Source organism: Streptomyces sp. NPDC002276 (assembly GCF_053891435.1).
On the sequence record NZ_JBSFCQ010000030.1, the window covers coordinates 56,111 to 81,489 of the forward strand.

The following is a 25,379-nucleotide window of genomic DNA, read 5'->3' on the forward strand; positions in this document are numbered from 1 at the left end:
TCTGCGAGGAGGTGGCGGTTGCGCTGCGGTGGTCAGCCGAGCGGGGTCATGGCTCTCGACCAGATGCCGTAGGGGACGTCGGTGACTGGGGTGCCGGAGATTCCTTTCAGCGGCAGGGGTTCGAGGCTCTTGCTCAGGTCGATGCGGTAGACGACGACGGCGGTCGACACGGACTTGGCGGTGCCGACGTACCAGGCCGCGGTGTCGTCCTCGGTGGTGCCGGTCTTGCCCGCCACGACGGCTCCGGCGGTCTTGGCGGCGGTGGGATGCGCGAGACCGAAGGAGTCCGTGAGCGCCTCGGTCACCTCACGGGCGGTGACCTTGCTCATCGCCCGGTTCGGCTTCGGCCGCGTCAGCTCGACCCCGGCGCCGTTGCGGGTGATACGGCGGACCGAGTACGGCTCGGTGTGGACGCCCCCGGCGTCGAACGTGCCGTACGCGCTCGCCATGCGCAGGGCGCTGGGCGTGGCGTTGCCCGTGGACAGCGCGGGTACCTGCGCCCCGAAACTGGAGGAGAGCAGTCCGGCCGCCTCGGCGGTCCCCCGCACGGTCGACAGGCCGGTATCCATGCCGAGTTGCATGAACGGGGTGTTCACGGACTGGGCGAGGGCCTGGCGCAGACTGATCTGCCCGTAGGACTTCTTGCCGTCGTTGTGCGCGGAGACCTTCTTGCCGCTGCGGTCCCAGTACGGCCCCTCCGGTGTGGTCACCGGCACGCCGTCGTTCCCGTCGTACAGCGTCTCCGGAGTGACCGGGGTCGGCGGACTGCCCCGGGTCTTGGTGACCCCGTGCTCCAACGCGGCGGCGTAGACGAAGGGTTCGAAGGCCGAACCGGCCGGGACGGTGGTCGCGTTGGACTCGTTGAAGCCCTGCGTACGGTGGTCGGGGCCGCCGTAGACCGCGAGGATACGGCCGTCGGAGGCCACCGAGGAGGCGCCGTAGTGCGCGGCCTTCGCATTGGCCGGGTCGTCCTCCTGCGCGGCCTTGCGGGCCTTGGTGACGGCGTCCGTCAGCTCGGTCTCGCGGTCGCGGTCGAAGGTCGTGTAGATCTGGTAGCCGCCGAGGTCGAAGTCCTTGTCCGAGATGTGCCCGGTCTTCTTCGCGTACTGCGTCGCCAGCTCGACCAGGTAGTCGCTCTGCTTTCCGGTGTCGTAGGTCCGCGACTGCTTGAGCGGCTCGGGGAAGGTCTTGTACTTGGCGCGCTCGGCCGGCGACAGCTTGCCGATCTTCACCATGCGGTCCAGGATCCAGGACCAACGGGCCACCGCCCGGGCGTGGTTGGCCTTGCTGAGCGTCGGATCGTAGAGGCCCGCGCCCTTCAGCAGGGAGGCGAGGAAGGCGCCCTCGCTGGCGTTGAGCTGGCTGACGTCCTTGCCGTAGTAGGCCTGCGAGGCGCGCTGTAGACCATAGGTACCGCGGCCGAACCAGCTGGTGTTGAGATAGCCCTCAAGGATCTTGTCCTTGCTCATCTTGTTGTCGAGCTTGAGGGAGATCATCGCTTCGGTGAATTTGCGGCTCACCGTCTGGTTCTGGGTCAGATAGACGTTTTTGACGTACTGCTGGGTGATCGTCGAGCCGCCCTCGGTGTCCCCCTCACCGACCGTGCGATAGAGGGCGCGGGCGATGCCCTTCACGGAAATGCCGGGGTCGGTGTAGAAGCTCTGGTTCTCGGCGGCGAGCACCGCCCAGCGGACATCGGTCGGGATGTCCTTCAGCGGCATCGCCTGCCGCTGCACCCAGCCGGTACGGGCCATGGGCGTGCCGTCGGACCAGAAGTACACGTTGTCCTGCTGGGTCGCGTACGTGTTGAGGTTCGAGGGGATGTCGGTGGCCGCGTAGGCGACGACCAGGAACAGTCCGCTGAGCCCGACGGAGGCGAGCGCTCCCCCGAGCCACTGCCGCCAGGAGGGTATCCAGCGGCGCCAGTCGGTACGGCCCGGGCGCGGGTACTGCGGGCGCATCTTGCGGACGTACGGCGTGAGGAAGATCACGACCGGGGCGAGGCGGGCGATGAGGGGGGCGAAGCGGGGGCCGAGGGCCTGGGCGAGGCGGGAGAGACGGGTGCGGAGGGACGGGCGGGGGGCTTTGCGGCCCCGGTGCCGTACCGGTTTCGTCTCCCCCTCGGGTATCTCGGGGGCCTCGGGTGCCTCGGGTGCCTTCGGTATCGCCAGGTCGGACAACCGCAACTGCATGGTCTCGTCCGGCCGGAACCCGGCAGGGAGCTTCAGCTGCATGGTCTCGTCCGGCCGCTGAGGCTGCTCCCCCTCCCCCTCGTGGGTCACGACGGCTCCCTCCGCACTCCATATTGCTCGCACAGGCAGACGCACAGACGTACGAGGGTCTTACAAGGTTGCCGTGGACGCGGCTGCAAATCCCGGTTCCCCCCGGCCTCACAGGTCACGCGGCGAACTCAAATTACCAGTGGTCTTCGCAAGTTCTCCATATAAGAAAACGACAGAACAGGACACAGCCGAAACCTTCATGAAAAAACAAGGTGCCGTCTTCATGTCAGGGCGGCGTTAGCCTGATGCCATGCCTCGCTATGAGTACCGCTGCCGTACCTGTGGATCCACGTTCGAAGTCAGCCGTCCGATGGCGGAGTCGTCCGCGCCCGCGGACTGCCCTGCGGGGCATGACGACACGGTGAAGTTGCTGTCGGCCGTGGCGGTGGGCGGGACGTCGTCCGCCCCCTCGCCCGCGGCGGGCGGAGGGGGCGGTTGCTGTGGTGGAGGGTGTTGCGGCTAGGCAGGCCCTGTGCGTCGTCAGGTGCGGGTGCGTTGTGGCTGGGCGCGCCCACGCGGCGGTAGCCGCAGATCAGATACAGCCCCGCGCCCCTAGGAAGCTGCCCTTAGGAACTCTTCGAGGATCCGCTCGCCTGCCTGGACGCCTCGCTCAGGCAGGGCCGTGACATTCGGAGCCGTCCACGCCTCGTCCGCCAGTTCTCCGTGGCCCGGGCGCCAGCCCTTGTCCGCTGCCAGGAGGAGGTCGGCGTCCAGTAGGGAGTCGCCTGCTGCGAGGGTGAGGTCGGCACCGGTTCTGTGGGCCAGCTCTCTCATCGCGGCGCTCTTGGTGAGGGGCTTCGGGACGGCGTAGATCTTGCGGCCCTGGAGGGAGACCGTCCAGCCGCGGTTCTCGGCCCAGACCGCGAGTTCCTTCACCCACTCCTCGGGGAGGAGTTCGCGCTCTACGACGAGGTAGGCGAAGAGGTCCTCGGCGACGCGGTGCTTGCGGACCCAGGCCGGGTCGGCGGTGTCGGCCAGGTACTGGCGGACCTCCTCCAGCGGCGCGCACTCGGCGGCCAGCTTCGCCTGCACCCCGGCGTGCCAGTCCTCGTCGGTCGCGCCGTCGACGAGCAGGTGGCCGCCGTTGGCGCAGATCGCGTACTTCGGCTCCGAGCCGGGCAGGCTGATGCGCTGGTACTGCTTGCGGGTGCGGGTGGTGGTGGGGACGAACACGGCCGTGTCGGCGCCAAGTCCGCCGAGTTCGGCGAGGAGTCCGGCCGCCGTTTCCGTCATGAAGGACAACGGCTTGCTCTCGTGCACCTCCACGCAGAGCAGCCGGGGCGCCCGCGCGTCCGGCATGGTCAGGGCGAGGGCGGCCGCGGAGTAGATGAGCGTACGGTCGAGGTCGCTCGCGACGAGTACCGGCATCAGACCGCCACCGCCTTGCCGTCGGCACCGGTCGCACCGCGCGTGTACTTGGGGTGGATCAACCCCACGCAGGTGTACGGCAGTTCGGCCACCTCCTCGACTGGTACGCCTCGCTGCTCGGCGAGCAGTCTGACGTGGTCGAGGTCGGCTCCCGCACCGGCCCGCGCAAGGATCTTCCAGGGCACCCGGCGCAGCAGCACCCGGGTGGTCTCGCCGACGCCGGGCTTGACGAGGTTCACGTCGTGGATGCCGTACTCCTCGCTGATCCGCTCAACCGCCGCCCAGCCCTCCCAGGTTGGGGTGCGGTCGGCGGCCAGCAGTTCCTTGGCGAGGGTCGCCACGGCGTCCGTGACCTCCGGGAAGCGGGCGGCCACGGCGTCCAGGAAGTCCACCGAGACGTCCACGCCGGCGAGTTCGCGGTAGAACTTCGCGCCGTGGAAGTCGTGCGGGCCGACCAGGTCCGAGCGCAGCACCGTGCGCGAAATCAGGCCCGAGACGGTCGAGTTGAGGCAGGCGGAGGGGATGAGGAAGTCCTCGCGGGTGCCGTACGTCTTCACGCAGGAGCCGGGGTCGGCCAGTACCGCGATCTCCGGGTCGAAGCCGGTGATGCCGTCGGACTCCTCGAACTCCCTGATCGCGTCGGCGAGTTCGCGGGTGATGGCGCCCTTGCCGGTCCAGCCGTCGACGAACACGACGTCGGCGGGGTCGTGGTGGGCGGCGAGATAGCGCAGCGCGTTCGCGTCGATGCCCCGGCCGCGCACGATCGACACGGCGTAGTGCGGGAGTTCGAGACCGTGGCGGTACTGGGCCCAGCGGCGCATCAGGACGCCTACGGGGGTGCCGGCGCGGGCGAGGGAGACGAGCACGGGGTGCGGTGAGCGTTCGGCGAGGACGAGTTCGGTGACGGCGCCTACGGCGAGTGCGAGGCGTCCCGCCGCCTCGTCCAGCGCGGTGTGGAACAGCTCCTGGTACTGCTCGCTCGGCTGGTACTCCACCGGCAGCGACTCGGCGTAGTGCGCGCCGCCGCTCTGGATGGCCTCCTCGCGCTCCTCGGTCGGTGCCTCCAGCGTCACGTCCGAGAGGTCCTGGAGCAGCCAGCCGACCTCTTCCGGCGCGTACGAGGAGAAGGCGGGGCCGCGGAGGGGCTCGGGCAGCATGGGGGGCCTTTCGGGGACGTACGAGGGGATCACCGCGAGGACGACGTGCGGGGTGTGCGCGGCCAACTCGGCGAGCAGGCCGTGCAGTTCGGGGGTGTCCCCGCGGGAGTCGACGACCGCGACGACCGCGTCGAAGCCGGCGCCGGCGATGTTGTAGGCGTAGCGGTCGCCGGGGCCGTCGGCGGGGGTGTCGTGGGCGGGGAAGGTGAGGCGGGTGCGGATCGCGTAGCCGGGGTCGTCCACCGCGAGGACGGGGGAACGGGTGGTGGTGGAGTAGGTGACGTCGGCGTCGGCTATCTGCTCCAGCTCGCGGGCGAGTCTGAGGGGGGCGTACATCAGCTCTTCGAAGCCCAGCATGTGCACACGGTGCGCTTCTTCTGGGAGTGCCTCTGCGAGGCGGGCCGCCATTGCGGGGAGGGCGGCTTCGAGGCGTATTCGGTGAGCGGGGGTGAAGCCGTGACGTCCGCCGTCGGGGAGGTTTCGGGGCCAGCGGAGATCGACTCGGCGGGTGCGGTTGTCTGCCGGGTGCGGGTCCGTTGTGGCTGGTCGCGCAGTTCCCCGCGCCCCTGGGGAATCGGCGTCCAGGTGGGTTTTTAGGGGCGCGGGGAACTGCGCGCCCAGCCCGGACGGCGCGCCAGACGACACACGACCTGTCCCGGCACCCCCTGTCTCGCTCAGGGGCGCGGGGAACTGCGCGCTCAGCCCAGACGGCGCCGCAGACGACCGACTACCCGCCCCCGCACCCTCCGTCTCGTACCGCGCCACCAACTCCTGCCCCTTCTCCAGCACCCCCGCCGGCAGGCGAACCGTGCCCGAGGCCGCGGCCACCAGGTCCACCCTCGCGCCTATCTCCGCCGCGAACTCGTCCAGGCGGCCCGCGTCCGCCGGGGAGCGCATGTCGACCAGGGCCACCACCACGTACCGGTCTCGGGGATAGCGCTCGTGGAGGTCGCGGATCGTGTTGAGGACCGTGTTGCCCGTCGAGAACTCGTCGTCCACCAGGACCAACGGGCCCTTGCCGGAAAGGAGTTCGGGGTTCTCGGGCAACAGCAGATGCGACGTCGCGTGGGAGTGGGACTCCTCGAAGCCGCCTGCCGTGGCCACGCCGGGGACCGGGCGGCGGGTGGAGTGGAGGTAGGGGGCGACGGCGATGCCGTCGGCCACCGCGTGGCCCAGGCCCGTCGCGGTCTCCGCGTAGCCGAGGACCACCGAGCGGCGGGATTCGTCCAGGCCCAGGAGGTCGCGGACTCTGCGGCCCAGGGTGAAGCCGTAGCCGTAGACGATCGACGGGGACTGGGGGACGTGTTTGCCGAGCACGTTCGAGACGAGGAGGTGGGCCCGTTTGGGGTTGCGGCGGAGGGCCAGGCCCAGGAGGTCGGTCAGTTCGGGGTCGCCGAGGAGTTCGACGCCGAGCCGCTCCGCGACCCAACTGCCGGACCAGACCGCGTTGTTCACTGCCTTGTTCATGCGTCCCTTGCGATTCAGCCGGGGATTCCGGCGGCGAGCAGCTCCACGAAGCCGACGTCCTCGCGTGCGACACCGAAGATCTCGGCGCGCAGCATCGTCCGCTCGGCCCAGGCGCGGTGCGGCTTCACCTCGTTCATCTTGTTCGTGTACGCCGAGCGCAGCACACCCCCGCCGCCGCGCTCGGGCCGCAGGATGTCCTGCGCGTCGCAGAACTCCTCGTGGCTGACCACGGACAGCGCGTGCACGGGCAGCACGTGCGTGGGGTGGATGCAGGTCTTGCCCATCAGCCCGTTGGCCTGGTCGAGGGCGATCTCGCGCAGCAGCCCGTCCATGGCGTGCTCGATCAGCGCCTCGCGCAGCTCCTCCGCCTGGCCCTCCAGGAAGGGGCTGCGGCGCAGCTGCGGCTTGAACATGCGCTCCTGGACCCGGAAGTACTCCCACACCGGGCCGGTCACCGTGAAGCCGGTGCCGTCCGCGCGGCCCAGCATGTTCACCACGTCGCCGATCACGTTGGCGACGATCTGGACGTCGTAGGCCGTCATGTCGGAGGCCCTGCGGAGGCCGTAGGAGGAGCAGAAGTCCGTCACGCCGAGGCGCAGGGCGAGGACGCGGTCGCGGTACTTGTCGACCGCGCGGGAGATGCCCTCCAGGGTCTCGACGCGCGACTCGCGGTAGAGCAGCTCGGGCGACTCCAGGACCGGCATGCCGAACAGCCGGCGTCCGCTCGCGCCCTCCGCGGCGGCCAGCGCCTCCAGGAAGGGGGTGCCGCTCTCCTCGGTGAACTTCGGCATCACGAAGCCGGAGAGGAGTCGTACGGCCGGGCCCATGCGGCGGACGAGGTCGGGGATCTGTTCGGGCACGCGGACCCGGATGAACAGCAGCGGAAGCTCCGCGCCCGAGCGGGCGGCCAGCTCGGTGAACTGCTGGACGAGGTTCTCCTCGGCGGCCGGGACGTCCTCGTCGCCGATCGAGTCCTCCAGGCACAGCACCATCGACACGACGCCACGCCCGGCCAGCTTGACGATGTCGTCGGCCAGGTGGGGCCGGGTGGCCGGGCTGTACAGCGTGGCGCCGAGGGCCGCGGCGAGCAGCCGGGCCGGGGAGTCCGCGTCGAACTCGCAGGGCTCCTGGAAGAAGAGACGCTGCCGTACCTCAGGGGCAATGTGCCCGAAATGACGCATAAAGCTCCCCCGTGGTGACGATGTGAACCGTGTGTGTTTTCGATAGGTGGCCGGTAATAGTACGTACAAACCCATGTCAGGGGTTCCCGCCGGGCATGAACTTCAGGTAACTCGGCCGTGTCGGTGTCCGAACCCCCACGTTGTCGTGACCAGGACCGAGAGGGCAGGATGACCGCATGACGCACGCGATGCTGAAGGGGTCGAACGTCCCGTTGGAGGCCACCACGGTACGTGCCGTGCTGCGCTGGACGCCCGGACAGGGTGTCCCGGACGTGGATGCCTCTGCTCTGCTCCTCGGCCCCGCCGGTCAGGTGCGTTCCGACGAGGACTTCGTCTTCTACAACCAGCCCCGGCACCCGTCCGGGAAGGTCTGGTGGCTCGGCAAGAAGCGTGTCGCCGAGGGCCCCACCGACACGATCCAGACAGATCTGGCCGGTGTCGAGCCCGAAGTCAGCCGGATTCTGGTGGTCGCATCGGCGGAGGACAAGACCTTCGATCGCGTACTGGGCCTGCGCATCTCGCTGTACGACGCCGCCGTCGCCGAGGGTGAGCCGCTGCTGTATTTCGACATCAAGCCGGAGACCGGCGAGGAGACCGCGCTGATCTGCGGGGAGCTGTACCGACGGGGTGAGGGGTGGAAGTTCCGGGCGCTGGGTGAGGGGTACGCGAACGGGCTGCGCGGGCTGGCCATGGACTTCGGGATCACGGTCGACGAGTCGGAGGCGGCGGGCGTTCCCGAGGTCTCACAGCCGTTGCCTCCGGCGGTTTCCACGCAGTTGCCTCCGGCGGTTCCGGTGCAGTCCGGGTACGGGTATCCGCTGGCGGCGGCGCCCGCGCAGGAGCCGGTGACTCAGCCGGCTTACGGGTATCCGCAGGCCGCACCTGTGGGTGCCGGGACTTATGGGTATCCCCAGCCGATGCCTGCGGCGAGTGCGGTGGATCCTGACTTCCGGTTGCCGCCGCAGGGGCCGCAGTTCATCTGAGGGTGAGTGGGTAGTTTTTCGGGTGCGGGCCGGTGGGGGCTGGGCGCGCCCGCGCGGCGGAGCCGCAAATCGACACAGCCCCGCGCCCCTGAAGCTGCCCCTTCGGGGCGCTTCAGCGCTCGACCTTCGTCTTGTAACCCCTGCCCCACTGAAGTCCCCACCCGTACAACCTGTCCAGCTCCGCCTGGAAGCCGTAGACGAACTTCACCTCTCGGCGGACCACGAACTCCCCCTTGACGTTCTCGATCATCACCACCGCGCAGGAGCGGGCCTGGGGGTGGCGTTCGTCGAGGCCTATCTCGATGCGGGGGCCGTTGCTGGGGTAGAGGGTGACGATCGCGTGGGTGCGGTCGAAGGCGGGGGTCTGGTCGTAGATGTAGACGAAGACCAGGAGGCGCTTGATCTCGTCGCGGTGGTCGAGGTTGACGTACATCGTCTCGCCGGACGCGGAGCCGAAGCGGTCGTCGCCACTGAGCTTCACGTACGGGGGTGAGTTGACGTCGCCGAGGAGGCCGCCGAGGGGCTGGACGACGCCCTTGGTGCCGTCCATGAGTTCGTAGAGGCAGCCCAGGTCGAGGTCGACGTTGACCATGCTCTGGCTGTGGCCCATGACCTCGGGTGGCTTGAGGGCCTTGAAGGGGTGGCGGAGCAGGCTGTCGCGCTGGGGGCCGCCGATGTCGGACGTGCGCATCCGCCAGGTGAGGTTGACGCGCAGGTTGCCGGTGGCCGCGCCCTGTTTGGTGAGCGAGACCTGGTGGTGCCGTTTGGTCAGTTCGATCGCGTTGCTGGCCGCGCTGCCCGAGTCGAAGTCGGCCTCGCGCCGCCAGATTCCGTCGAAGAAGCCCATTCCCGCCCCCACGTCCACATGACTCACGACAAAGCTGTCGGGGCGGCGGACCGAGGGCATGTCCTCTGTCTGCCGCCCCGAACAGAGCGTTCCCTTACCAGGGAGCTTGTCACACCCCGGACGAGACCTCAGTCTTCTCGTCCGAGCCGGCTTTTCCCTCGGCTTCCGCGAGCGCGTTGTTGCGGCGGACCGAGGACCAGAACGACCAGCCGATCAGGACGACGCCGACCAGGCCCGTGATGACCTCGTTGATCTGGTACTGGATGGTGACCATGAGGATCACGGCGAGGGCGCCGATCGCGTAGTGCGCGCCGTGCTCCAGGTAGACGTAGTCGTCCAGGGTGCCCTGGCGGACCAGGTAGACCGTCAGGGAGCGGACGTACATCGCGCCGATGCCGAGGCCCAGCGCCATCAGGACGATGTCGTTGGTGATGGCGAAGGCGCCGATCACTCCGTCGAAGGAGAAGGACGCGTCCAGGACCTCCAGGTAGAGGAACATGAAGAACGCGGCCTGGCCGGCGAGGACCACCGCCGAGCGCTGCTTGCCGGTGCGCGCGGCCTCTTCCTCCTCCTCGTGCTCCCGCTCCTCCTCTTCTTCGAGCTTGTCCTCGAAGTAGCCGGAGAGCCCGCCGACGATCATGTACGTGATCAGGCCGGAGATACCCGCGATCAGGACCGTCTGCGCCTTGTCGGTGTGCGCGCCGCCGTGCTGGTGGGCGTGGGCCGCGAAGGTGAAGGAGGTGATGAGCAGGACGATGAGCGCGATGCAGACCGACAGCATGTCGACCTTGCCGAGCTTGGCGAGCGGGCGCTCGATCCAGCGCAGCCACTGGATGTCCCGTTCCTCGAAGATGAAGTCGAGGAAGATCATCAGCAGGAACATGCCGCCGAAGGCCGCGATCGCCGGGTGGGCGTCGGTGACCAGCTGCTGGTAGTGGTCCTTGTTGTTGAGCGCGAGGTCGACCGCGTCGATCGGGCCGATCTTGGCGGTGACGGCGACGATGACGACGGGGAACACCAGCCGCATGCCGAAGACGGCGATCAGGACGCCGACCGTGAGGAAGATCTTCTGCCAGAAGGCGGACATCTTCTTCAGGATCCCGGCGTTGACCACCGCGTTGTCGAAGGACAGCGAGATCTCCAGGACGGCCAGGATCGCCACGATTCCGAAGGCTTCCCACCCCCCGTAGAACGCCGCCGCGACCAGGCCGAGCGCGGTGACCGCGAACGACCAGCCGAAGGTTTTCAGAAGCACTGGCTACCCAATCCCTGTGTGTACGGGTCTCCCCCGCGCCGCACTCGGCTTTACTTAAAATTTGACGTCGAGCACCGAGTCTAGAGGGAGACTCCCCGGACCGGGACAGCCGGTCGGAACCGGCCGCTTTTTACGAGACGTTGACCCCGAAGTCCAGTGCGATGCCGCGCAGACCGGAGGCATATCCCTGGCCCACCGCGCGGAACTTCCACTCGCCCTGGTAGCGGTAGAGCTCGCCGAAGATCATGGCCGTCTCGGTGGAGGCGTCCTCGGAGAGGTCGTAGCGGGCGAGTTCCTGGCCGTCGGCCTGGTTGACGACGCGGATGAAGGCGTTGCTGACCTGGCCGAAGGTCTGGCCGCGGTTGTCGGCGTCGTGGATGGAGACCGGGAAGACGACCTTGTCGACGTTGGCCGGGACCTTGGTGAGGTCGACCAGGATCGACTCGTCGTCGCCCTCGCCCTCACCGGTGAGGTTGTCGCCGGTGTGCTCGACCGAGCCGTCCGGGCTCTTGAGCTGGTTGTAGAAGATGAACCACTCGTCCCCGAGCACCCGGCCGCCGTTGCACAGCAGTGCGCTGGCGTCGAGGTCGAAGTCGGCTCCGGTGGTGGAACGCGCGTCCCAGCCGAGCCCGATCAGTACGTTCGTGAGGTTCGGTGCGGCCTTGGACAGGGAGACGTTGCCCCCCTTGGCGAGTGTGACGCCCATTGTGCTGGTCCTCCCCGAGGCGATGCTGTGTGAGTTGTCCTGCGCACCCGGCGCCGCACGCGGACCGCGCGGCGCCGGGCGGTGAAGCCTGGGGACCTCAGACGTTGACGCCGAAGTCCTGGGCGATGCCGCGCAGGCCCGAGGCGTAGCCCTGGCCGATGGCGCGGAACTTCCACTCCGCGCCGTTGCGGTACAGCTCGCCGAAGACCATGGCCGTCTCCGTGGAGGCGTCCTCGGAGAGGTCGTAGCGGGCGATCTCGGCGCCGCCGGCCTGGTTCACCACGCGGATGAACGCGTTGCGGACCTGGCCGAAGGACTGCTGGCGGTTCTCGGCGTCGTAGATCGAGACCGGGAAGGTGATCTTGTCGACGTCGGCCGGGACCGCCGCCAGGTTCACCTTGATCGCCTCGTCGTCGCCCTCGCCCTCACCGGTGGTGTTGTCACCGGTGTGCTCGACGGAGCCGTCGGGGCTCTTGAGGTTGTTGAAGAAGACGAAGTTGGCGTCGCTCGCGACCTTGCCCGCGCTGTTCAGCAGCAGTGCGCTGGCGTCGAGGTCGAAGTCGGTACCGGTGGTGGTGCGGACGTCCCACCCCAGACCGACGATGACCGCGGTCAGGCCCGGGGCCTCCTTGGTCAGTGAAACGTTGCCGCCCTTGCTGAGGCTGACTCCCACGAGTCCTCCATTGGTGTCCAGGGGCGGGGATGCCCCGTAGTGCGTCGGTATCGGATCAACGTCTCGATCCTAGTGACGGGTTCCCGGCCCTCGCAGGCCCTGGAACCTAACAATCACAGGGTGTCGAGGGCCTTCACGTACTCACCGAGGTCGCGCGCGTCCGGGAGCCCGTTGACGACGGTCCAGCGCACGACGCCCTCCTTGTCGATGACGAAGGTGCCGCGCAGGGCGCAGCCCTTGTCCTCGTCGAAGACGCCGTACGCGCGCGAAGTGTTGCCGTGCGGCCAGAAGTCGGAGAGCAACGGGTACTCCAGGCCCTCCTGTTCGGCGAAGACGCGCAGGGTGTGGATGGAGTCGTTGGAGACCGCGAGGAGTTGGGTGTCGCGGTCGGTGAACTGCGGCAGGTTGTCGCGCAGGGAGCACAGTTCGCCGGTGCACACGCCGGTGAAGGCGAAGGGGTAGAAGAGCAGCACCACGTTCTTCTCGCCGCGGAAGTCGGAGAGCTTCACGGTGGCGCCGTGGTTGTCCTTGAGCTCGAAATCGGGGGCCTTGTCGCCGACCTGGATCGCCATCTCGTCCTGCATCCCTTCGGTGGGGCTGTTCGGGTGAGACCAGCCTGGGCCCACCACCCTACGCAGCGATCACGGCATGCGGACGGACGGGCTGGCATGGCCAGCCCGTCCGGGGTTCAACGATCGAGGTACCTCCGTGGCTTACCTCTTGGACTTGGCCGCCTTGGGCGTCACCAGCCGGCTGCCACTCCAGTCCTTGCCCACGCTGACGCTCTTGGCCGCGGAGAGTCCCGCGGTCGTGGCGGCTTCCGAGATGTCGCTCGGCTCGACGTAGCCGTCACGGCCGGTCTTCGGCGTCAGCAGCAGGATGGAGCCGCCCTCCTCGACGTACGAGATGGCGTCCACCAGCACGTCGGTCAGGTCGCCGTCCTCGTCGCGGAACCACAGCACCACGGCATCGGCGACGTCGTCGTAGTCCTCGTCCACCAGGTCGCTGCCGATGACTTCTTCAATGGCCTCGCGGAGTTCCTGGTCTACGTCGTCGTCGTAGCCGATCTCCTGGACCACCTGCTCGGGCTGGAACCCCAGCCTTGCGGCAGGGTTCGTCCGCTCCTCCGCGTGGTCCGCGGTCGCGCTCACGGGTTGCCTCCTGATCATGTCTTGATGAATGTCCAGCCACGCGCGTACGCGAAGCGTTGGCCGTAGTCCACACGGACGGGCCGGATCGCGCAAGTACCCGGCGATTCGGAACGCCGAAACGGTGACGATCCTGGCCGTGTCGCCGCAACTCCAGGCACGCTATCGCGGCCACCGGTGACGTACACCACAGCGTTCTGCCCGGTTTGCACGTTTGAGAACCCTCCGAGGGTACGCGACTCGAATGACTTTGCTAAACGAGTCACGGTTACCTCACGGTAGAGATGACGATTGCCGCCCCGCGGTAGACCATGGGGAACGGTGCAGCCCCCTCACCCAGCTCCCTCTGACAGGTAAGGAACAGCGTGGCTTCCGGATCCGATCGCAATCCGATCATCATTGGCGGCCTTCCGAGTCAGGTTCCTGACTTCGATCCCGAAGAGACCCAGGAGTGGCTCGACTCCCTCGACGCCGCCGTGGACCAGCGCGGCCGTGAGCGGGCCCGCTATCTGATGCTCCGGCTGATCGAGCGGGCCCGCGAGAAGCGCGTGGCCGTGCCCGAGATGCGCAGCACGGACTACGTCAACACCATCGCCACCAAGGACGAGCCGTTCTTCCCCGGCAACGAGGAGATCGAGCGCAAGATCCTGAACGCCACCCGCTGGAACGCCGCGGTGATGGTGTCCAGGGCCCAGCGTCCCGGTATCGGGGTCGGCGGCCACATCGCCACCTTCGCCTCCTCCGCCTCGCTCTACGACGTGGGCTTCAACCACTTCTTCCGCGGCAAGGACCAGGGCGACGGCGGCGATCAGATCTTCTTCCAGGGACACGCCTCGCCGGGCATCTACGCCCGCGCGTTCCTCCTGGACCGGCTCAGCGAGCAGCAGCTCGACGCGTTCCGCCAGGAGAAGTCGAAGGCGCCGTACGGGCTGTCCTCGTATCCGCACCCGCGGTCGATGCCGGACTTCTGGGAGTTCCCGACCGTGTCCATGGGCCTCGGCCCGCTCGGCGCGATCTTCCAGGCGCGGATGAACCGCTACATGGAGGCGCGCGGGATCGCGGACACCTCCAGGTCGCACGTGTGGGCGTTCCTCGGCGACGGCGAGATGGACGAGCCGGAGTCGCTGGGCCAGCTGTCGATCGCGGCGCGCGAGGGCCTGGACAACCTGACCTTCGTCGTCAACTGCAACCTCCAGCGGCTCGACGGCCCGGTGCGCGGCAACGGCAAGATCATCCAGGAGCTGGAGTCGCAGTTCCGGGGCGCCGGCTGGAACGTCATCAAGCTGGTCTGGGACCGCACCTGGGACCCGCTGCTCGCCCAGGACCGCGACGGCGTACTGGTCAACCAGCTCAACACCACGCCGGACGGCCAGTTCCAGACGTACGCCACGGAGACCGGCGCGTACATCCGCGAGCACTTCTTCGGGCACGACCACCGGCTGCGCGCGATGGTCGAGAACATGACCGACGACCAGATCCTGCACCTGGGGCGCGGCGGCCACGACCACCGGAAGGTGTTCGCGGCCTTCGAGGCGGCCAAGGAGCACAAGGGCCAGCCGACCGTCGTGCTCGCGCAGACGGTCAAGGGCTGGACACTGGGCCCCAACTTCGAGGGCCGCAACGCCACGCACCAGATGAAGAAGCTGACGGTCGCCGACCTCAAGGGCTTCCGCGACCGCCTGCACCTCCCGATCACCGACCAGGAGCTGGAGTCCGGCGCGCCGCCGTACTACCACCCGGGCCGGAACTCGGAGGAGATCCAGTACATGCACGACCGGCGCAACGGGCTGGGCGGCTACGTCCCCACCCGTGTCGTCCGCTCGAAGCCGCTGGCCCTCCCCGAGGACAAGACGTACGCGAGTGTGAAGAAGGGCTCCGGCCAGCAGTCGATCGCCACCACCATGGCGTTCGTACGACTGCTCAAGGACCTCATGCGGGACAAGGAGATCGGCAAGCGGTTCGTGCTGATCGCGCCGGACGAGTACCGCACGTTCGGCATGGACTCGTTCTTCCCGAGCGCGAAGATCTACAACCCGCTGGGCCAGCAGTACGAGTCGGTGGACCGCGATCTGCTGCTCGCGTACAAGGAGTCGCCGACCGGGCAGATGCTGCACGACGGCATCTCGGAGGCGGGCTGCACGGCTTCGCTGATCGCGGCGGGTTCGGCGTACGCGACGCACGGCGAGCCGCTCATCCCGGTCTACGTCTTCTACTCGATGTTCGGTTTCCAGCGCACCGGTGACCAGTTCTGGCAGATGGCCGACCAGTTGGCGCGCGGTTTCGTACTGGGCGCGACCGCCGGACGTACGACTCTGACCGGCGAGGGTCTGCAACACGCGGACGGCCACTCACAGTTGCTGGCCTCCACCAACCCGGGCTGTGTCGCCTACGACCCGGCGTATTCGTACGAGATCGCGTACATCGTGCAGGACGGGCTGCGGCGGATGTACGGCCCTGACAGTGAGGACGTCTTCTACTACCTCACCGTCTACAACGAGCCGATCCAGCACCCGGCGGAGCCTTCCGATGTGGACGTGGAGGGCATCCTCAAGGGTGTTCACCGCATCAGCCAGGGCGCCGCGGGCACGGTTCCGGCGCAGATCATGGCGTCGGGGGTCGCGGTGCCGTGGGCGATCGAGGCGCAGCGGATTCTCGCCGAGGACTGGAACGTGCGGGCCGATGTCTGGTCGGCGACCTCCTGGAACGAGCTGCGGCGCGAGGCGGTCGAGGTCGAGCGGCACAACCTGCTGCATCCCGAGGAGGAGCAGCAGGTTCCTTATGTCACGCGGAAGTTGAGCGGGGCGGAGGGGCCGTTCGTGGCGGTTTCCGACTGGATGCGGTCGGTTCCTGATCAGATCGCTCGGTGGGTGCCCGGTACTTATCAGTCGTTGGGGGCTGACGGGTTCGGGTTCGCTGATACTCGCGGGGCTGCTCGGCGGTTCTTCCACATCGACGCGGAGTCGATCGTGGTGGCTGTGCTGACGGAGTTGGCTCGGGAGGGGAAGGTCGATCGGTCTGTGTTGAAGCAGGCGATCGATCGGTATCAGTTGCTGGATGTTGCTTCGGCTGACCCCGGGGCTGCTGGAGGAGATGCGTAGTTCGTCGGCTGCGGGTGCGTGGGGGCTGGTCGCGCACCCGCGGCGGAGCCGCAAATCGATACAGCCCCGCGCCCCTGGTGGGCGGCCCTTCGGGCCTGCCCACCCCCCTAACATGCCGTCATGAAGGAACTGTCGGCGCAAGCCCGTTGGGAGCAGCGGACTCAGCGGCCGTTGCTGGCTCTCGCCGTTGCGTTTGCCGTGGCCTATGCCGTGCCGATCGTGGACTCGACCGCCGGGCACTCGTTGACCACGGGGTGCACGGCGGTCGAGTGGGTGGTGTGGGGAGCGTTCGCGGCCGACTATCTGATGCGGCTCGCGATGTCCCGGGACCGGCGGCGGTTCGTGCGGACGCACTGGATGGATCTGTGCGCGGTCGTGCTGCCGATACTCCAGCCGCTGCGGCTGCTGCGCATGGTGTCGACCCTCATACTCGTCGGGCGGCGGGCCCGGATGGCCTCGCAGATCCAGTTGACGACGTATGTCGCGGGCGCGGTGGTCGGGCTGTTGATGTTCGGTTCGCTCGCGGTGCTGTCCGTGGAGCGGGACTCGCCCAACGGGAACATCCGGACGCTGGGTGACGCCGTGTGGTGGTCGTTCACGACCATGACGACCGTGGGGTACGGGGACCACGCGCCGACCACCGGGCTCGGCCGGATGATCGCCGTCGGTCTGATGCTGTCCGGGATCGCGCTGCTCGGTGTCGTCACCGCGAACATCGCCACCTGGTTCATCGCCCGGTTCGAGAAGGACGACGTGGAGGAGCGCCGGCAGACCGAGGCCATCGAGGCGCTGACGGAGGAAGTACGGGCGCTGCGGGCGGAGGTGGCGGCGCTGTCGGGGTCGGAGGCAGGGGCGGGGGTGCCGAGCCTGGTCAGTCCCGGTTCGGAGGAACGTCCGTAGAACGGTTCAGAAGAACGTCCACAGAACCGCCGCCACCGTGTCGATCGCGCCCAGGACCAGGGCCACCAGGGCCACCACCCGGCGGGCGCCCGCCCACCTGCGGCCCATGGCCAGCCAGCCGCAGATCACCGCGATCGGGCCGAGGACGATCCCCAGGTTGCCCGCCAGGAAGAAGCCCGCGATCGCGCAGACCAGTCCGACGACGGCGAGCGTCGCGCGGTCCGGTCGGGTGCGTGTTCCGTTTCCTGAGCCCGTCATCGTCAACTCCCTGAGGGTGCACGCCAGTTCCGTCCTACGACGCTTACCCCCGTACGCATGAAAAAAGCCTGCTTGCGCGCTGCCCCCCTCCGGCAGCGCGCCGCAGACCACCCGTCCCCCCTGCCCTGCGGAGGACTTGACTTACTGTGACCTGCGGCGCGTACCGAGCGCCAGGAATCTTTAGCGCAGTCACCCTGATAGGCGAACTCGGCCTGAATCAGGGTTAGATGTGCGGTCAGATGTGGGCGGCTCCCGCGCCCGCCTCCGCGTTCTCACCGCGCTTGGTCAGCAGGGCGACGAACACCGCGACCACCGCTACGCCGGCGGCGACCAGGCAGGCCAGGCTCATGCCGGAGATGAAGGTGTCGTGGGCGACCTGCGTGATCTTCGCGGCGACCGTCTCCGGGGTGCCCGGTGCGATCGGGGCGACTCCGACCTGGACCGCTTCGGCGGTCGCGTCCAGTTGGGGCTGGGTGAGCTTGGGCAGGCCCGCGTCCGCCCAGTTGCCGGGCAGGTCGCTGTCGACGCGGGAGGCCATGACGGCGCCGAGGACGGCCGTACCGAGGCTGCCGCCGATCTGCATCGCGGCCTGCTGGAGACCGCCGGCGACACCGGACAGCTCCATGGGCGCGTTGCCCACGATGACCTCGGTCGCGCCGACCATCACCGGGGCGAGGCCGAAGCCGAGCAGGGCGAACCAGATCGACATGACCGCGCTGCTGGTGTCCGACTCCAGGGTGGACATGCCGTACATGGCGATGGCGGTGGCCGCCATGCCGCCGGCCAGCGGGATGCGCGGGCCGAGCTTGGTGATCGCGGCGCCCGCGAGCGGGGAGCCGACGATCATCATCCCGGTGAGTGGGAGGAGGTGGAGACCGGCGTCGATGGGGCTCATACCGTGCACGTTCTGCAAGTAGAACGTCACGAAGAACAGGCCGCCCATGAAGGCGATCGCCATCAGGACCATCAGGACCACGCCCGCGGACAGCGGGACGGAGCGGAACAGGCCCAGGGGGATGAGGGGTTCCGCGACCTTCTGCTCCCAGAAGGCGAACAGGGCGAAGCCCAGGACGGACGCGGCGAGGAACGTCCAGGTGGTGCCGGAGCCCCAGCCCCAGGCGGGGGCCTTGATGAGGGCCCAGACGAGGCAGAACATCGCGCCGGAGAGCAGCGCGATGCCGAGGATGTCGAAGGAGCGCGGGGCGCTGTATCCATTTTCCGGGCTCCGCCCGAGGGCGGCGCGGTGGTCGCGGAGGATCAGCAGGCCGAGGACGAGCGCGATGGCGCCGACCGGCACGTTGATGAAGAACACCGACTGCCAGTTGACGTGCTCGACGAGGACGCCGCCGAGGATCGGGCCGCCTGCGGTGGAGGCGCCGATGACCATGCCCCACAGGCCGATGGCCATGTTGAGCTTCTCGGCCGGGAAGGTGGCCCGCAGCAGGCCGAGCGCGGCCGGCATCAGCAGTGCGCCGAACAGGCCCTGGAGCACGCGGAAGGTGACGACGAACGCGATGCTGTGGGAGAGGCCGATCGCGCCGGACGCGAGGGCGAAGCCGCTGACGCCGATCAGGAAGGTCTGGCGGTGGCCGAAGCGGTCGCCGAGCTTGCCGGCGGTGATGAGGGAGACCGCGAGGGCGAGGAAGTAGCCGTTGGTGATCCACTGGACGTCGGCGAAGCTGGCGCCGAGGTCCTTCTGGATGGCCGGGTTGGCGATGGCGACGATGGTGCCGTCGAGGGCCACCATCATGACGCCGACGGCGACGGTTATGAGGGTGAACCACGGGTGGCCGCGCAGCCCCGTGGACGGCGTCGGTCCGGACGGGGCGGCCGGTGCCTTGTCCCCCGGCCCCGTCGCGCTGATGGTGGTCTGACTAGTCATGCGTTCGAGGCTAGTGTCAGCCACTGACAGTTGACAAACAGGTTCAGATGTCGGCGGCTGTCAACAATCATGAGGAGAACGGCATGGAGACTTTGCGCGAGCGCAAGAAGGCCCGCACGCGGGACGCGCTGCTGCACGCCGCCCTCGAACTGTTCACGGCCAAGGGCTACGAACAGACCACCGTCGACGAGATCACCGAGGCCGTCGACGTCTCGCAGCGCACCTTCTTCCGCTACTTCGCGAGCAAGGAGGAGGCCGCCTTCTTCGTGCCCCGGCTCACCGAGACGCACTTCGTGGAGGCCGTCCGCGCCCGCCCGCCGCACGAGGCCCCGCTGGAGGCGCTGCGCCGGGCCGTGCTGGAGAGCTGGGACACCATCAACGAGGCGATCCAGCAGGTCGTACCGCTGGAACTGCACATGCGCACCTACCGGGTCATCGAGTCGACGCCGGCGCTGCTCGCCGCGCATCTGCGGCGCTCGATGGAGCTGGAGGAGGAACTCGCGCAGATCGTCGCCGTGCGCGAGGGGCTGGCGATGGACACCGACCCCCGGCCGCGGCTGGTGGTCGCGGTGTTCGGCGGGGCGATGCGGGTGGTGGAGCGGATGTGGATCGCGGGGGACGACCTCAGCATCGAGGCGATGCGGGAGCTGACGGCCGCCTACCTGGACGGGGTGGGACCGGCGCTCGCGGGGAACTGGCGCGCGAGCGAGTCGTACTGAGTTCCTCATCACGTACCGCTGAAACGTGATCCCCGTCACTCGGTTAACGCGAGACCCTCTCGTTCTCCTAGTGTGTCCTCCCAGTGACTTCCTTCGACTCCTCCCCCACGCTGAACGCCTGGCGCGCGCTGCTCGCGCTGGCCGTGGTGTTCGTGATGCTGGCGACCACCGGCTGGACCGCGGTACGCAGCCACCCCGGGAAAACGGCGCTCCAGGCCTCCCTCTCCGCATGGGAGCACGGCCATATGAACGGGCGCGAGCTGCCCGACCCGGACGCCTCCCCGACCCGGCTGGCCCGCTTCTTCGCCTCGCTCACCGCACAGCAGCGCACCCGCCTCGCGCACCGCTACCCCCTCGCCGTCGGCAACATGAACGGCGCCCCGGTCCAGCTGCGCTACCGCGCCAACCACATCGCCCTCGACCAGGCCCGCAAGGTCGAGAAGAAGCGCATGCACGACAGCCGCCTCACGCCCTACGGCAAGCAGGAGGCGGGCCGCCTCATGCACCGCTTCGAGGCGCTGATGAGCGGGGACCGCCACATCCTGGCCTTCGACCCCGAGGGTTCGGGGCGGATCGCCGAGGTCTTCGGCGACCTGGACACCGCGCAGCGCGTGTCGATCATCGTCCCCGGTGTCGACACCGACCTGCTCACCTTCCAGAAGACCAACAAGAGCTACTCGGCGCCGGTCGGCATGGCGCAGAACCTGTACGCCGCCGAGAACACGGCGAAGTCCGCGACCGACACCGGCACGCGCACCGCCGTCATCGCCTGGGCCGACTACACCGCGCCCGGCGGCCTCGGCATCGACTCGGCCACCGCGGGCCGCGCCGAGGCAGGCGCCGTACGGCTGAACGCGCTGCTGCGCGCGCTGCCCGGCACCTCTCGGGTCGCCCTCTTCTGCCACAGCTACGGCTCGGTGGTGTGCGGGGTCGCCGCGCACGAACTGCCGCCCCGGGTGACCGACATCGCGGTGGCCGGCAGCCCCGGCATGCGTGCCTCGAACGCCTCCCACCTGCACACCCTCGCCCAGGTGTGGGCGATGCGGGACGCCGACGACTGGATCCAGGACGTGCCGTACATGGAGGTCGGCGGTCTCGGCCACGGCGAGGACCCGGTGTCCAGGGCGTTCGGCGCGCGGGTGCTGGCCGCGAAGGACGCCAAGGGTCACACCGGCTACTTCGCGTCGGGCACCGACAGCCTCGCCAATTTCGCCGACATCGGCGTGGGCGCGTACGACGCGGTGTCGTGCGCGCACGACACCGACACCTGCCGACAGGGTCTGTCCGACGCCTCGGCGGCCGGACGCGCGTAGAAACAGCAGGAACTGCGGTCTGCGCGGGGATGGGACGGAGGAGTGTGTGCCGCCTACGATGAGCCGCATGGGTGACGTACTGGCCGGATTTCATGCCGCTTGGGAGTTCGAGTCCGACTCCGTGCGTATCCGCTACGAACGAGGCATTCGAACCCCCAAACTCTTCCAGGCACTCGGTGAACGCCGGATCCCCTTCGAGGCGATCGACACCGTGACCCTCGCCCCCGGCAGACGCGGCACGGTCGTCCTGCGCCTCGTACCGCGCCCCGGCGCCGACCCCCTCATGGAGGCGGCCGCCGGCCAGCTCAAAGAGGGCAGCGACCCCTACCAACTCGTACTCCCCGCCGAGCGCGAGACCCTCGCCGAGTACTACTCCGACGAGCTGCGCGCGCAGCTGAAGCGGGACCGCGGCCCGGCCGAACGCTTCCTGGTGGCCGCGCCCGAGGTACCGTTGCGCTTCAAGGCGTACGACGGCAAGGCGACCTTCGACGGCAAGACGGTCTCCTTCCGCTGGTTCTGGACCGGCGCCTCGTCCGCCAAGTGGAAGGCCGGCGACCAGACCTTCCCGGTCACCGACCTCAACGGCGTCGAGTGGCGCTCCCCCGAGGTCTTCGAGGGCCATCTACGGCTGCTGCGGGGCACCGCGCCGCCGGTGCCGGTGGATCAGGACCCGGCGGCTGTCGTGTTCGGACTGGGCTACGGCCCGGTGCACGAGTCTCTGCCGTTCGCGGCGGCGGTCCTCTCCGCCGTTCGCTCCGCGCGTCCCACGGCTGTGATCCCGGCCGCGCGCCGCGACCCCGCGGATATCGCCGAGCGGATCCGGCACCTCGGGGAGCTGCATCAGGCGGGACTGGTGACGGACGAGGAGTTCACCGTGAAGAAGGCGGAACTCCTCGCGGAACTGTAGGAACCCCTACTCCCTGCTGGTAGAAGCCGACGTCATGTCCGCGTACCGATCGCCCGCCACCTTGCCCGCGATCGGCTCCAGCAGGCTCAACTGGTCGTCGGTCAGGACGATCCTCGTCGCTGCCGTGTTCTCCTCCACCCGCCTGCGCTTGGTGGTGCCGGGGATCGGGATCACCGGGAGGCCGTGGACCTGGGCGCGCTGCTGGACCCAGGCCAGGGCGATCTGGCCGAGGGAGGCGCCGTGGGCGTCGGCGACCGTGCGGATGGGTTCCAGGAGGGTCGCGTTGGCCGCCGCGTTCTCGCCGGTGAAGCGGGGCTGGTTGCGGCGGAAGTCGCCCTCCGTCAGGTCCTGTTCGGCGTTGGCGAAGGAGCCGGTGAGGAAGCCGCGGCCGAGCGGCGAGTACGGCACGACGGCCGAGCCCAGCTCGACGGCCGCACCGACGAGGCTGATCTCGACGTCCCGGCTGAACAGCGACCACTCCGACTGCACGGCGGCGATCGGGTGCACGGTGTGCGCCGCGCGCAGCTCCGCTCCCGTGACCTCGCTCAGCCCGAGGTGCCTGACCTTGCCCTCGCGCACCAGTTCCGCCATCGCGCCGACGGTCTCCTCGATGGGGACGGCCGGGTCGCGGCGGTGCATGTAGTAGAGGTCGATGACATCGATGCCAAGACGCCGCAGACTCGCCTCGACGGCCTGGCGGATGTAGGGCCGGTCGTTGCGGATGACCCGCCGGGTGGGCTCGCCGGCCGGGATGGACATGGCGAACTTGGTGGCGACGACGACCTCGTCGCGGTGCGCCTTGAAGAACGGCGACAGGAACCGCTCGTTCTCCCCGACCCCGTACACGTCGGCCGTGTCGTAGAAGGTCACGCCGAGCTCCAGCGCCCGGTCCAGGGTGGCCAGCGACTCCTTCGCGTCGGGGGGACCGTAGGCGAAGCTCATGCCCATGCAGCCGAGGCCCTGGACGCCGACCTCGGGGCCGTCCGCGCCGAGCCGTGCGGTCGGGATCGTGGTGTCGGTCATCCGGCTTTCTCCTTCTCGTATGCGTGGGCCTCGCCGTAGAAGGCGATCTTCCGGTCGAGTACGGCGAGGGTGTCATGCAGTTCGGCGATCCTGGCCAGGACGTCCCGCCTGGTCGCTTCCAGGAGTTCGAAGCGGTCGCCGTAGGTGTGGTCGCCCTCGCGCACCAGCTCGGCGTAGCGGACCATGTCGGCGACCGGCATGCCGGTCAGGCGGAGCTTGCCGACGAGGTCGAGCCAGTCGAGGTCGCGGTTGTTGTAGCGGCGCTGGCCGGTGTGCGAGCGGTCGATGTGCTGCATCAGCCCGATGCGCTCGTACCAGCGCAGGGTGTGTGCCGTCAGGCCGGTGAAGGCGACGACCTCGCTGATGGTGTAGCTGTCCGCGCCGTCGGGACGCCGCTCGGCCTGCGGCGGGCCCGCGCAGCTGTCGGTCCTGGTACCCGTGGTCTCCATCACCGTCATGGTCACCACGCTATGGCCTTGGAGTGCACTCGAAGCAAGCGGAACCGGTAAGAATTCGGCGGGACGCCCGACCCCGAGCGCTTAGGCTCGACCGCATGTCCCTGCACAACCTCGCGCTGATCGAGAACTGGCCGGTACCGACCGCGGCGGCGGGCGCCGTACGAGCCGACGGAACCGTCCTCGGCACCCACGGCCCGACCACCCACCCCTTCCCCCTCGCCTCGGTCACCAAGCTGCTGGCGGCCTACGCCGTCCTCGTAGCGTACGAGGAGGGCGCCGTCGAACTGGACGAACCGGCGGGCCCGCCCGGCTCCACCGTCCGCCATCTCCTCGCCCACACCTCGGGCCTGGCCTTCGACGAACACCGCGTGACGGCCCCGCCCGGACAGCGCCGCCTGTACTCGAACGCGGGCTTCGAGCAACTGGGCGACCACATCGCGAAGGCGACGGAGATCGAGTTCGCGGACTACCTGCACCAGGCGGTCCTGACCCCCCTGGGCATGAACTCCACGTCACTGAACGGCTCCCCGGCAAAGGACGCCGTCTCGACGGTAGCCAACCTCCTCCTCTTCGCCGCCGAACTCCAGGCCCCCCGCCTCCTCGACCCCCGCACGGTCGCCGAGGCGATGACGGTCCAATACCCGGGCACGAAGGGCGTGTTGCCGGGCTACGGCCACCAGAACCCCAACGACTGGGGCCTCGGCTTCGAGATCCGCGACTCCAAGTCCCCCCACTGGACGGGCAGTTCGTCGTCCCCCCGCACCTTCGGCCACTTCGGCCAGTCCGGCACGTTCCTGTGGGTGGACCCGACGGCGGCCGCGGCCTGCGTAGCCCTGACGGACCGAGCGTTCGGGGCATGGGCGGTGGAGGCATGGCCGCCGTTCACAGACGCGGTACTGGCCGAACTCCCCACCCCCTAAAGCATTTCCCACATCAGCAGCTCAGCCCCGCTCACCGCCTCCACCGCCAAATCCCGTGCGTCAGTGATCCGCGCGGCATCCCCCGGCCCCAACTCCTCTCCCCCCACCCGCACTTCACCCCGCACCACATGCACATACACATGCGCCGCGTCCGGTACGGCAGTCCGCTCGCCCGGCACCAGCCGCCGCACATGCAGCATCGCGCCGGCCTCCGGCACGGCGTACGGGGTGGAGTCGGCGATGCCGTGGACGATCTCGTACGAGGGTTCGCCACCGGGCTCCAGCGGGGCGAGCCACATCTGCACGAAGGTCAGGGGCGAGTCACTGTCATTGCGCTCGACATGACGCACACCCACCCCCGAACCAAGCCGCTGCACATCACCAGGCCGCACCAGCGTCAGACGCCCCGTGGAGTCCCGGTGACTGAGTTCCCCCTCCACCACCCACGTGACGATCTCCGTGTGGCTGTGCGGGTGCTCACCGAACCCGGCACCCGGGCCAAGCCGCTCCTCATTGCACGCGATAACAGCGCCGAACCGAAGATTGTCGGGGTCGTAGTGCGGCCCGAACGAGAAGGCGTGCCAGGACTGGATCCCGGCCTGCGGGTCACCCCCTGAGTACCGCTCGACTGCCCGCCGTACGTCCATCACACCCACCACGGTAGCCCCGCCCACGGCAAGGGCCCACCCACTTTCACTGTCCCCACGCCACCGGCCGAGAGGGCGCCGTAGGGGCGCGCCGGTGTCGAGAGGCCCAGCGCGCGGAGGCGCGCAGCGCCGAGCACGATGGCGCGCCGACCAGGGCGGCCTGGCCAACCAGAACTGGAAGGACTCC

Annotated in this window: 23 protein-coding genes; 8 read left to right on the top strand and 15 right to left on the bottom strand. The window is 68.9% G+C overall.

What is annotated here, in order from left to right:
• Positions 1 to 32 precede the first annotated feature (32 nt).
• Positions 33 to 2,234, bottom strand: coding sequence for a transglycosylase domain-containing protein (locus tag ACWIHT_RS43690; protein WP_456174217.1), 2,202 nt, complete (start codon positions 2,232 to 2,234; stop codon positions 33 to 35).
• 298 nt (positions 2,235 to 2,532) lie between these two features.
• On the opposite strand from ACWIHT_RS43690, the gene ACWIHT_RS43695 reads away from it, so the two are divergent.
• On the top strand, positions 2,533 to 2,745 hold the full coding sequence (locus tag ACWIHT_RS43695) for an FmdB family zinc ribbon protein (protein WP_381252021.1): 213 nt from the start codon (positions 2,533 to 2,535) through the stop codon (positions 2,743 to 2,745).
• 89 nt (positions 2,746 to 2,834) lie between these two features.
• Here ACWIHT_RS43695 and ACWIHT_RS43700 read toward each other — a convergent pair whose 3' ends face one another.
• Genes ACWIHT_RS43700 through ACWIHT_RS43710 form a run of 3 tightly spaced genes read right to left on the bottom strand, consistent with a single transcriptional unit; the run spans position 2,835 to position 7,455 of the window.
• Positions 2,835 to 3,650 carry an HAD family hydrolase gene (locus tag ACWIHT_RS43700; RefSeq protein WP_456174199.1) on the bottom strand — a complete coding sequence of 272 codons (816 nt, stop codon included), beginning with the start codon at positions 3,648 to 3,650 and terminating at the stop codon, positions 2,835 to 2,837.
• Positions 3,650 to 6,274, bottom strand: coding sequence for a phosphoribosyltransferase (locus ACWIHT_RS43705; protein WP_456174200.1), 2,625 nt, complete (start codon positions 6,272 to 6,274; stop codon positions 3,650 to 3,652). Before ACWIHT_RS43705 ends, ACWIHT_RS43700 begins: the two co-directional genes overlap by 1 nt.
• A gap of 14 nt (positions 6,275 to 6,288) precedes the next feature.
• Positions 6,289 to 7,455: an HpcH/HpaI aldolase/citrate lyase family protein gene (locus ACWIHT_RS43710; RefSeq protein ID WP_456174201.1), complete on the bottom strand. Its 1,167-nt coding sequence runs from the start codon at positions 7,453 to 7,455 to the stop codon at positions 6,289 to 6,291.
• A 176-nt stretch (positions 7,456 to 7,631) separates the two neighbouring features.
• Here ACWIHT_RS43710 and ACWIHT_RS43715 point away from each other — a divergent pair, with 176 nt between their 5' ends.
• On the top strand, positions 7,632 to 8,438 hold the full coding sequence (locus ACWIHT_RS43715) for a TerD family protein (RefSeq protein ID WP_456174202.1): 807 nt from the start codon (positions 7,632 to 7,634) through the stop codon (positions 8,436 to 8,438).
• Between the two features lie 112 nt (positions 8,439 to 8,550).
• Here ACWIHT_RS43715 and ACWIHT_RS43720 read toward each other — a convergent pair whose 3' ends face one another.
• The 6 genes from ACWIHT_RS43720 to ACWIHT_RS43745 all read right to left on the bottom strand — a co-directional run bounded on the left by ACWIHT_RS43720 (position 8,551) and on the right by ACWIHT_RS43745 (position 13,070).
• On the bottom strand, positions 8,551 to 9,285 hold the full coding sequence (locus ACWIHT_RS43720; protein WP_456174218.1) for a TerD family protein: 735 nt from the start codon (positions 9,283 to 9,285) through the stop codon (positions 8,551 to 8,553).
• A gap of 109 nt (positions 9,286 to 9,394) precedes the next feature.
• Positions 9,395 to 10,540: a DUF475 domain-containing protein gene (locus ACWIHT_RS43725; protein WP_456174203.1), complete on the bottom strand. Its 1,146-nt coding sequence runs from the start codon at positions 10,538 to 10,540 to the stop codon at positions 9,395 to 9,397.
• A gap of 130 nt (positions 10,541 to 10,670) precedes the next feature.
• Positions 10,671 to 11,246, bottom strand: a complete 576-nt coding sequence (locus ACWIHT_RS43730; protein ID WP_456174204.1) for a TerD family protein — start codon at positions 11,244 to 11,246, stop codon at positions 10,671 to 10,673.
• Positions 11,247 to 11,343: 97 nt separating this feature from the next.
• A complete protein-coding gene (locus tag ACWIHT_RS43735) occupies positions 11,344 to 11,919 on the bottom strand; it encodes a TerD family protein (protein ID WP_019060360.1) in 576 nt (191 codons plus the stop codon).
• A gap of 113 nt (positions 11,920 to 12,032) precedes the next feature.
• Positions 12,033 to 12,491 carry a peroxiredoxin gene (locus tag ACWIHT_RS43740; RefSeq protein ID WP_456174205.1) on the bottom strand — a complete coding sequence of 153 codons (459 nt, stop codon included), beginning with the start codon at positions 12,489 to 12,491 and terminating at the stop codon, positions 12,033 to 12,035.
• Positions 12,492 to 12,632: 141 nt separating this feature from the next.
• Positions 12,633 to 13,070: a DUF3052 domain-containing protein gene (locus tag ACWIHT_RS43745; RefSeq protein WP_019067106.1), complete on the bottom strand. Its 438-nt coding sequence runs from the start codon at positions 13,068 to 13,070 to the stop codon at positions 12,633 to 12,635.
• A 362-nt stretch (positions 13,071 to 13,432) separates the two neighbouring features.
• Between ACWIHT_RS43745 and aceE the strand changes: the two genes are divergently transcribed.
• Together aceE and ACWIHT_RS43755 are read left to right on the top strand one after the other, a co-directional pair.
• Positions 13,433 to 16,165 (top strand): pyruvate dehydrogenase (acetyl-transferring), homodimeric type, encoded by a 2,733-nt coding sequence (aceE, locus tag ACWIHT_RS43750; RefSeq protein ID WP_456174206.1) that lies wholly within the window; start codon positions 13,433 to 13,435, stop codon positions 16,163 to 16,165.
• A gap of 120 nt (positions 16,166 to 16,285) precedes the next feature.
• The gene (locus ACWIHT_RS43755; RefSeq protein ID WP_456174207.1) at positions 16,286 to 17,065 is read left to right on the top strand and encodes a potassium channel family protein; all 780 of its coding nucleotides are present in this window, start codon (positions 16,286 to 16,288) and stop codon (positions 17,063 to 17,065) included.
• A gap of 6 nt (positions 17,066 to 17,071) precedes the next feature.
• Here the strand turns inward: ACWIHT_RS43755 and ACWIHT_RS43760 are convergent, their stop codons facing one another.
• Both ACWIHT_RS43760 and ACWIHT_RS43765 read right to left on the bottom strand, forming a co-directional pair.
• Positions 17,072 to 17,323 (bottom strand): hypothetical protein, encoded by a 252-nt coding sequence (locus tag ACWIHT_RS43760; RefSeq protein WP_399116660.1) that lies wholly within the window; start codon positions 17,321 to 17,323, stop codon positions 17,072 to 17,074.
• A 235-nt stretch (positions 17,324 to 17,558) separates the two neighbouring features.
• The gene (locus ACWIHT_RS43765) at positions 17,559 to 19,205 is read right to left on the bottom strand and encodes an MFS transporter (protein ID WP_456174208.1); all 1,647 of its coding nucleotides are present in this window, start codon (positions 19,203 to 19,205) and stop codon (positions 17,559 to 17,561) included.
• An 83-nt stretch (positions 19,206 to 19,288) separates the two neighbouring features.
• Between ACWIHT_RS43765 and ACWIHT_RS43770 the strand changes: the two genes are divergently transcribed.
• The 3 genes from ACWIHT_RS43770 (at position 19,289) to ACWIHT_RS43780 (ending at position 22,144) form a co-directional block, all read left to right on the top strand.
• Positions 19,289 to 19,924, top strand: a complete 636-nt coding sequence (locus ACWIHT_RS43770) for a TetR family transcriptional regulator (protein WP_456174209.1) — start codon at positions 19,289 to 19,291, stop codon at positions 19,922 to 19,924.
• An 83-nt stretch (positions 19,925 to 20,007) separates the two neighbouring features.
• Complete coding sequence (locus ACWIHT_RS43775) at positions 20,008 to 21,237, top strand: alpha/beta hydrolase (protein ID WP_456174210.1); 1,230 nt, start codon at positions 20,008 to 20,010, stop codon at positions 21,235 to 21,237.
• A 58-nt stretch (positions 21,238 to 21,295) separates the two neighbouring features.
• Positions 21,296 to 22,144: a DUF4429 domain-containing protein gene (locus ACWIHT_RS43780; RefSeq protein ID WP_456174219.1), complete on the top strand. Its 849-nt coding sequence runs from the start codon at positions 21,296 to 21,298 to the stop codon at positions 22,142 to 22,144.
• 6 nt (positions 22,145 to 22,150) lie between these two features.
• Here the strand turns inward: ACWIHT_RS43780 and ACWIHT_RS43785 are convergent, their stop codons facing one another.
• Together ACWIHT_RS43785 and ACWIHT_RS43790 are read right to left on the bottom strand one after the other, a co-directional pair.
• Entirely contained in the window at positions 22,151 to 23,167 is a 1,017-nt protein-coding gene (locus ACWIHT_RS43785; RefSeq protein WP_456174211.1) for an aldo/keto reductase, read from the bottom strand.
• Complete coding sequence (locus tag ACWIHT_RS43790; protein ID WP_456174212.1) at positions 23,164 to 23,625, bottom strand: MerR family transcriptional regulator; 462 nt, start codon at positions 23,623 to 23,625, stop codon at positions 23,164 to 23,166. Before ACWIHT_RS43790 ends, ACWIHT_RS43785 begins: the two co-directional genes overlap by 4 nt.
• Positions 23,626 to 23,720: 95 nt before the next feature.
• On the opposite strand from ACWIHT_RS43790, the gene ACWIHT_RS43795 reads away from it, so the two are divergent.
• Positions 23,721 to 24,545, top strand: a complete 825-nt coding sequence (locus tag ACWIHT_RS43795; RefSeq protein WP_456174213.1) for a serine hydrolase domain-containing protein — start codon at positions 23,721 to 23,723, stop codon at positions 24,543 to 24,545.
• On the opposite strand, the gene ACWIHT_RS43800 is transcribed toward ACWIHT_RS43795, so the two are convergent.
• Positions 24,542 to 25,192 (bottom strand): pirin family protein, encoded by a 651-nt coding sequence (locus ACWIHT_RS43800; RefSeq protein ID WP_456174220.1) that lies wholly within the window; start codon positions 25,190 to 25,192, stop codon positions 24,542 to 24,544. The two genes, ACWIHT_RS43795 and ACWIHT_RS43800, sit on opposite strands and share 4 nt — an antisense overlap.
• Between the last annotated feature and the right edge of the window lie 187 nt (positions 25,193 to 25,379).

What these genes read in the sequence shown, in the direction of transcription:
- ACWIHT_RS43790 (WP_456174212.1), bottom strand. Translation starts at nt 23,625, where the DNA reads ATGACGGTGATGGAGACCACGGGTACCAGGACCGACAGCTGCGCGGGC.
- ACWIHT_RS43780 (WP_456174219.1), top strand. Translation starts at nt 21,296, where the DNA reads ATGAGCCGCATGGGTGACGTACTGGCCGGATTTCATGCCGCTTGGGAG.
- ACWIHT_RS43705 (WP_456174200.1), bottom strand. Translation starts at nt 6,274, where the DNA reads ATGAACAAGGCAGTGAACAACGCGGTCTGGTCCGGCAGTTGGGTCGCG.
- ACWIHT_RS43755 (WP_456174207.1), top strand. Translation starts at nt 16,286, where the DNA reads ATGAAGGAACTGTCGGCGCAAGCCCGTTGGGAGCAGCGGACTCAGCGG.
- ACWIHT_RS43710 (WP_456174201.1), bottom strand. Translation starts at nt 7,455, where the DNA reads ATGCGTCATTTCGGGCACATTGCCCCTGAGGTACGGCAGCGTCTCTTC.
- ACWIHT_RS43720 (WP_456174218.1), bottom strand. Translation starts at nt 9,285, where the DNA reads ATGGGCTTCTTCGACGGAATCTGGCGGCGCGAGGCCGACTTCGACTCG.
- ACWIHT_RS43730 (WP_456174204.1), bottom strand. Translation starts at nt 11,246, where the DNA reads ATGGGCGTCACACTCGCCAAGGGGGGCAACGTCTCCCTGTCCAAGGCC.
- ACWIHT_RS43765 (WP_456174208.1), bottom strand. Translation starts at nt 19,205, where the DNA reads ATGACTAGTCAGACCACCATCAGCGCGACGGGGCCGGGGGACAAGGCA.
- ACWIHT_RS43795 (WP_456174213.1), top strand. Translation starts at nt 23,721, where the DNA reads ATGTCCCTGCACAACCTCGCGCTGATCGAGAACTGGCCGGTACCGACC.
- ACWIHT_RS43740 (WP_456174205.1), bottom strand. Translation starts at nt 12,491, where the DNA reads ATGGCGATCCAGGTCGGCGACAAGGCCCCCGATTTCGAGCTCAAGGAC.
- ACWIHT_RS43770 (WP_456174209.1), top strand. Translation starts at nt 19,289, where the DNA reads ATGGAGACTTTGCGCGAGCGCAAGAAGGCCCGCACGCGGGACGCGCTG.
- ACWIHT_RS43800 (WP_456174220.1), bottom strand. Translation starts at nt 25,192, where the DNA reads ATGGACGTACGGCGGGCAGTCGAGCGGTACTCAGGGGGTGACCCGCAG.
- ACWIHT_RS43760 (WP_399116660.1), bottom strand. Translation starts at nt 17,323, where the DNA reads ATGACGGGCTCAGGAAACGGAACACGCACCCGACCGGACCGCGCGACG.
- ACWIHT_RS43690 (WP_456174217.1), bottom strand. Translation starts at nt 2,234, where the DNA reads ATGCAGCTGAAGCTCCCTGCCGGGTTCCGGCCGGACGAGACCATGCAG.
- ACWIHT_RS43785 (WP_456174211.1), bottom strand. Translation starts at nt 23,167, where the DNA reads ATGACCGACACCACGATCCCGACCGCACGGCTCGGCGCGGACGGCCCC.
- ACWIHT_RS43695 (WP_381252021.1), top strand. Translation starts at nt 2,533, where the DNA reads ATGCCTCGCTATGAGTACCGCTGCCGTACCTGTGGATCCACGTTCGAA.
- ACWIHT_RS43715 (WP_456174202.1), top strand. Translation starts at nt 7,632, where the DNA reads ATGACGCACGCGATGCTGAAGGGGTCGAACGTCCCGTTGGAGGCCACC.
- ACWIHT_RS43700 (WP_456174199.1), bottom strand. Translation starts at nt 3,650, where the DNA reads ATGCCGGTACTCGTCGCGAGCGACCTCGACCGTACGCTCATCTACTCC.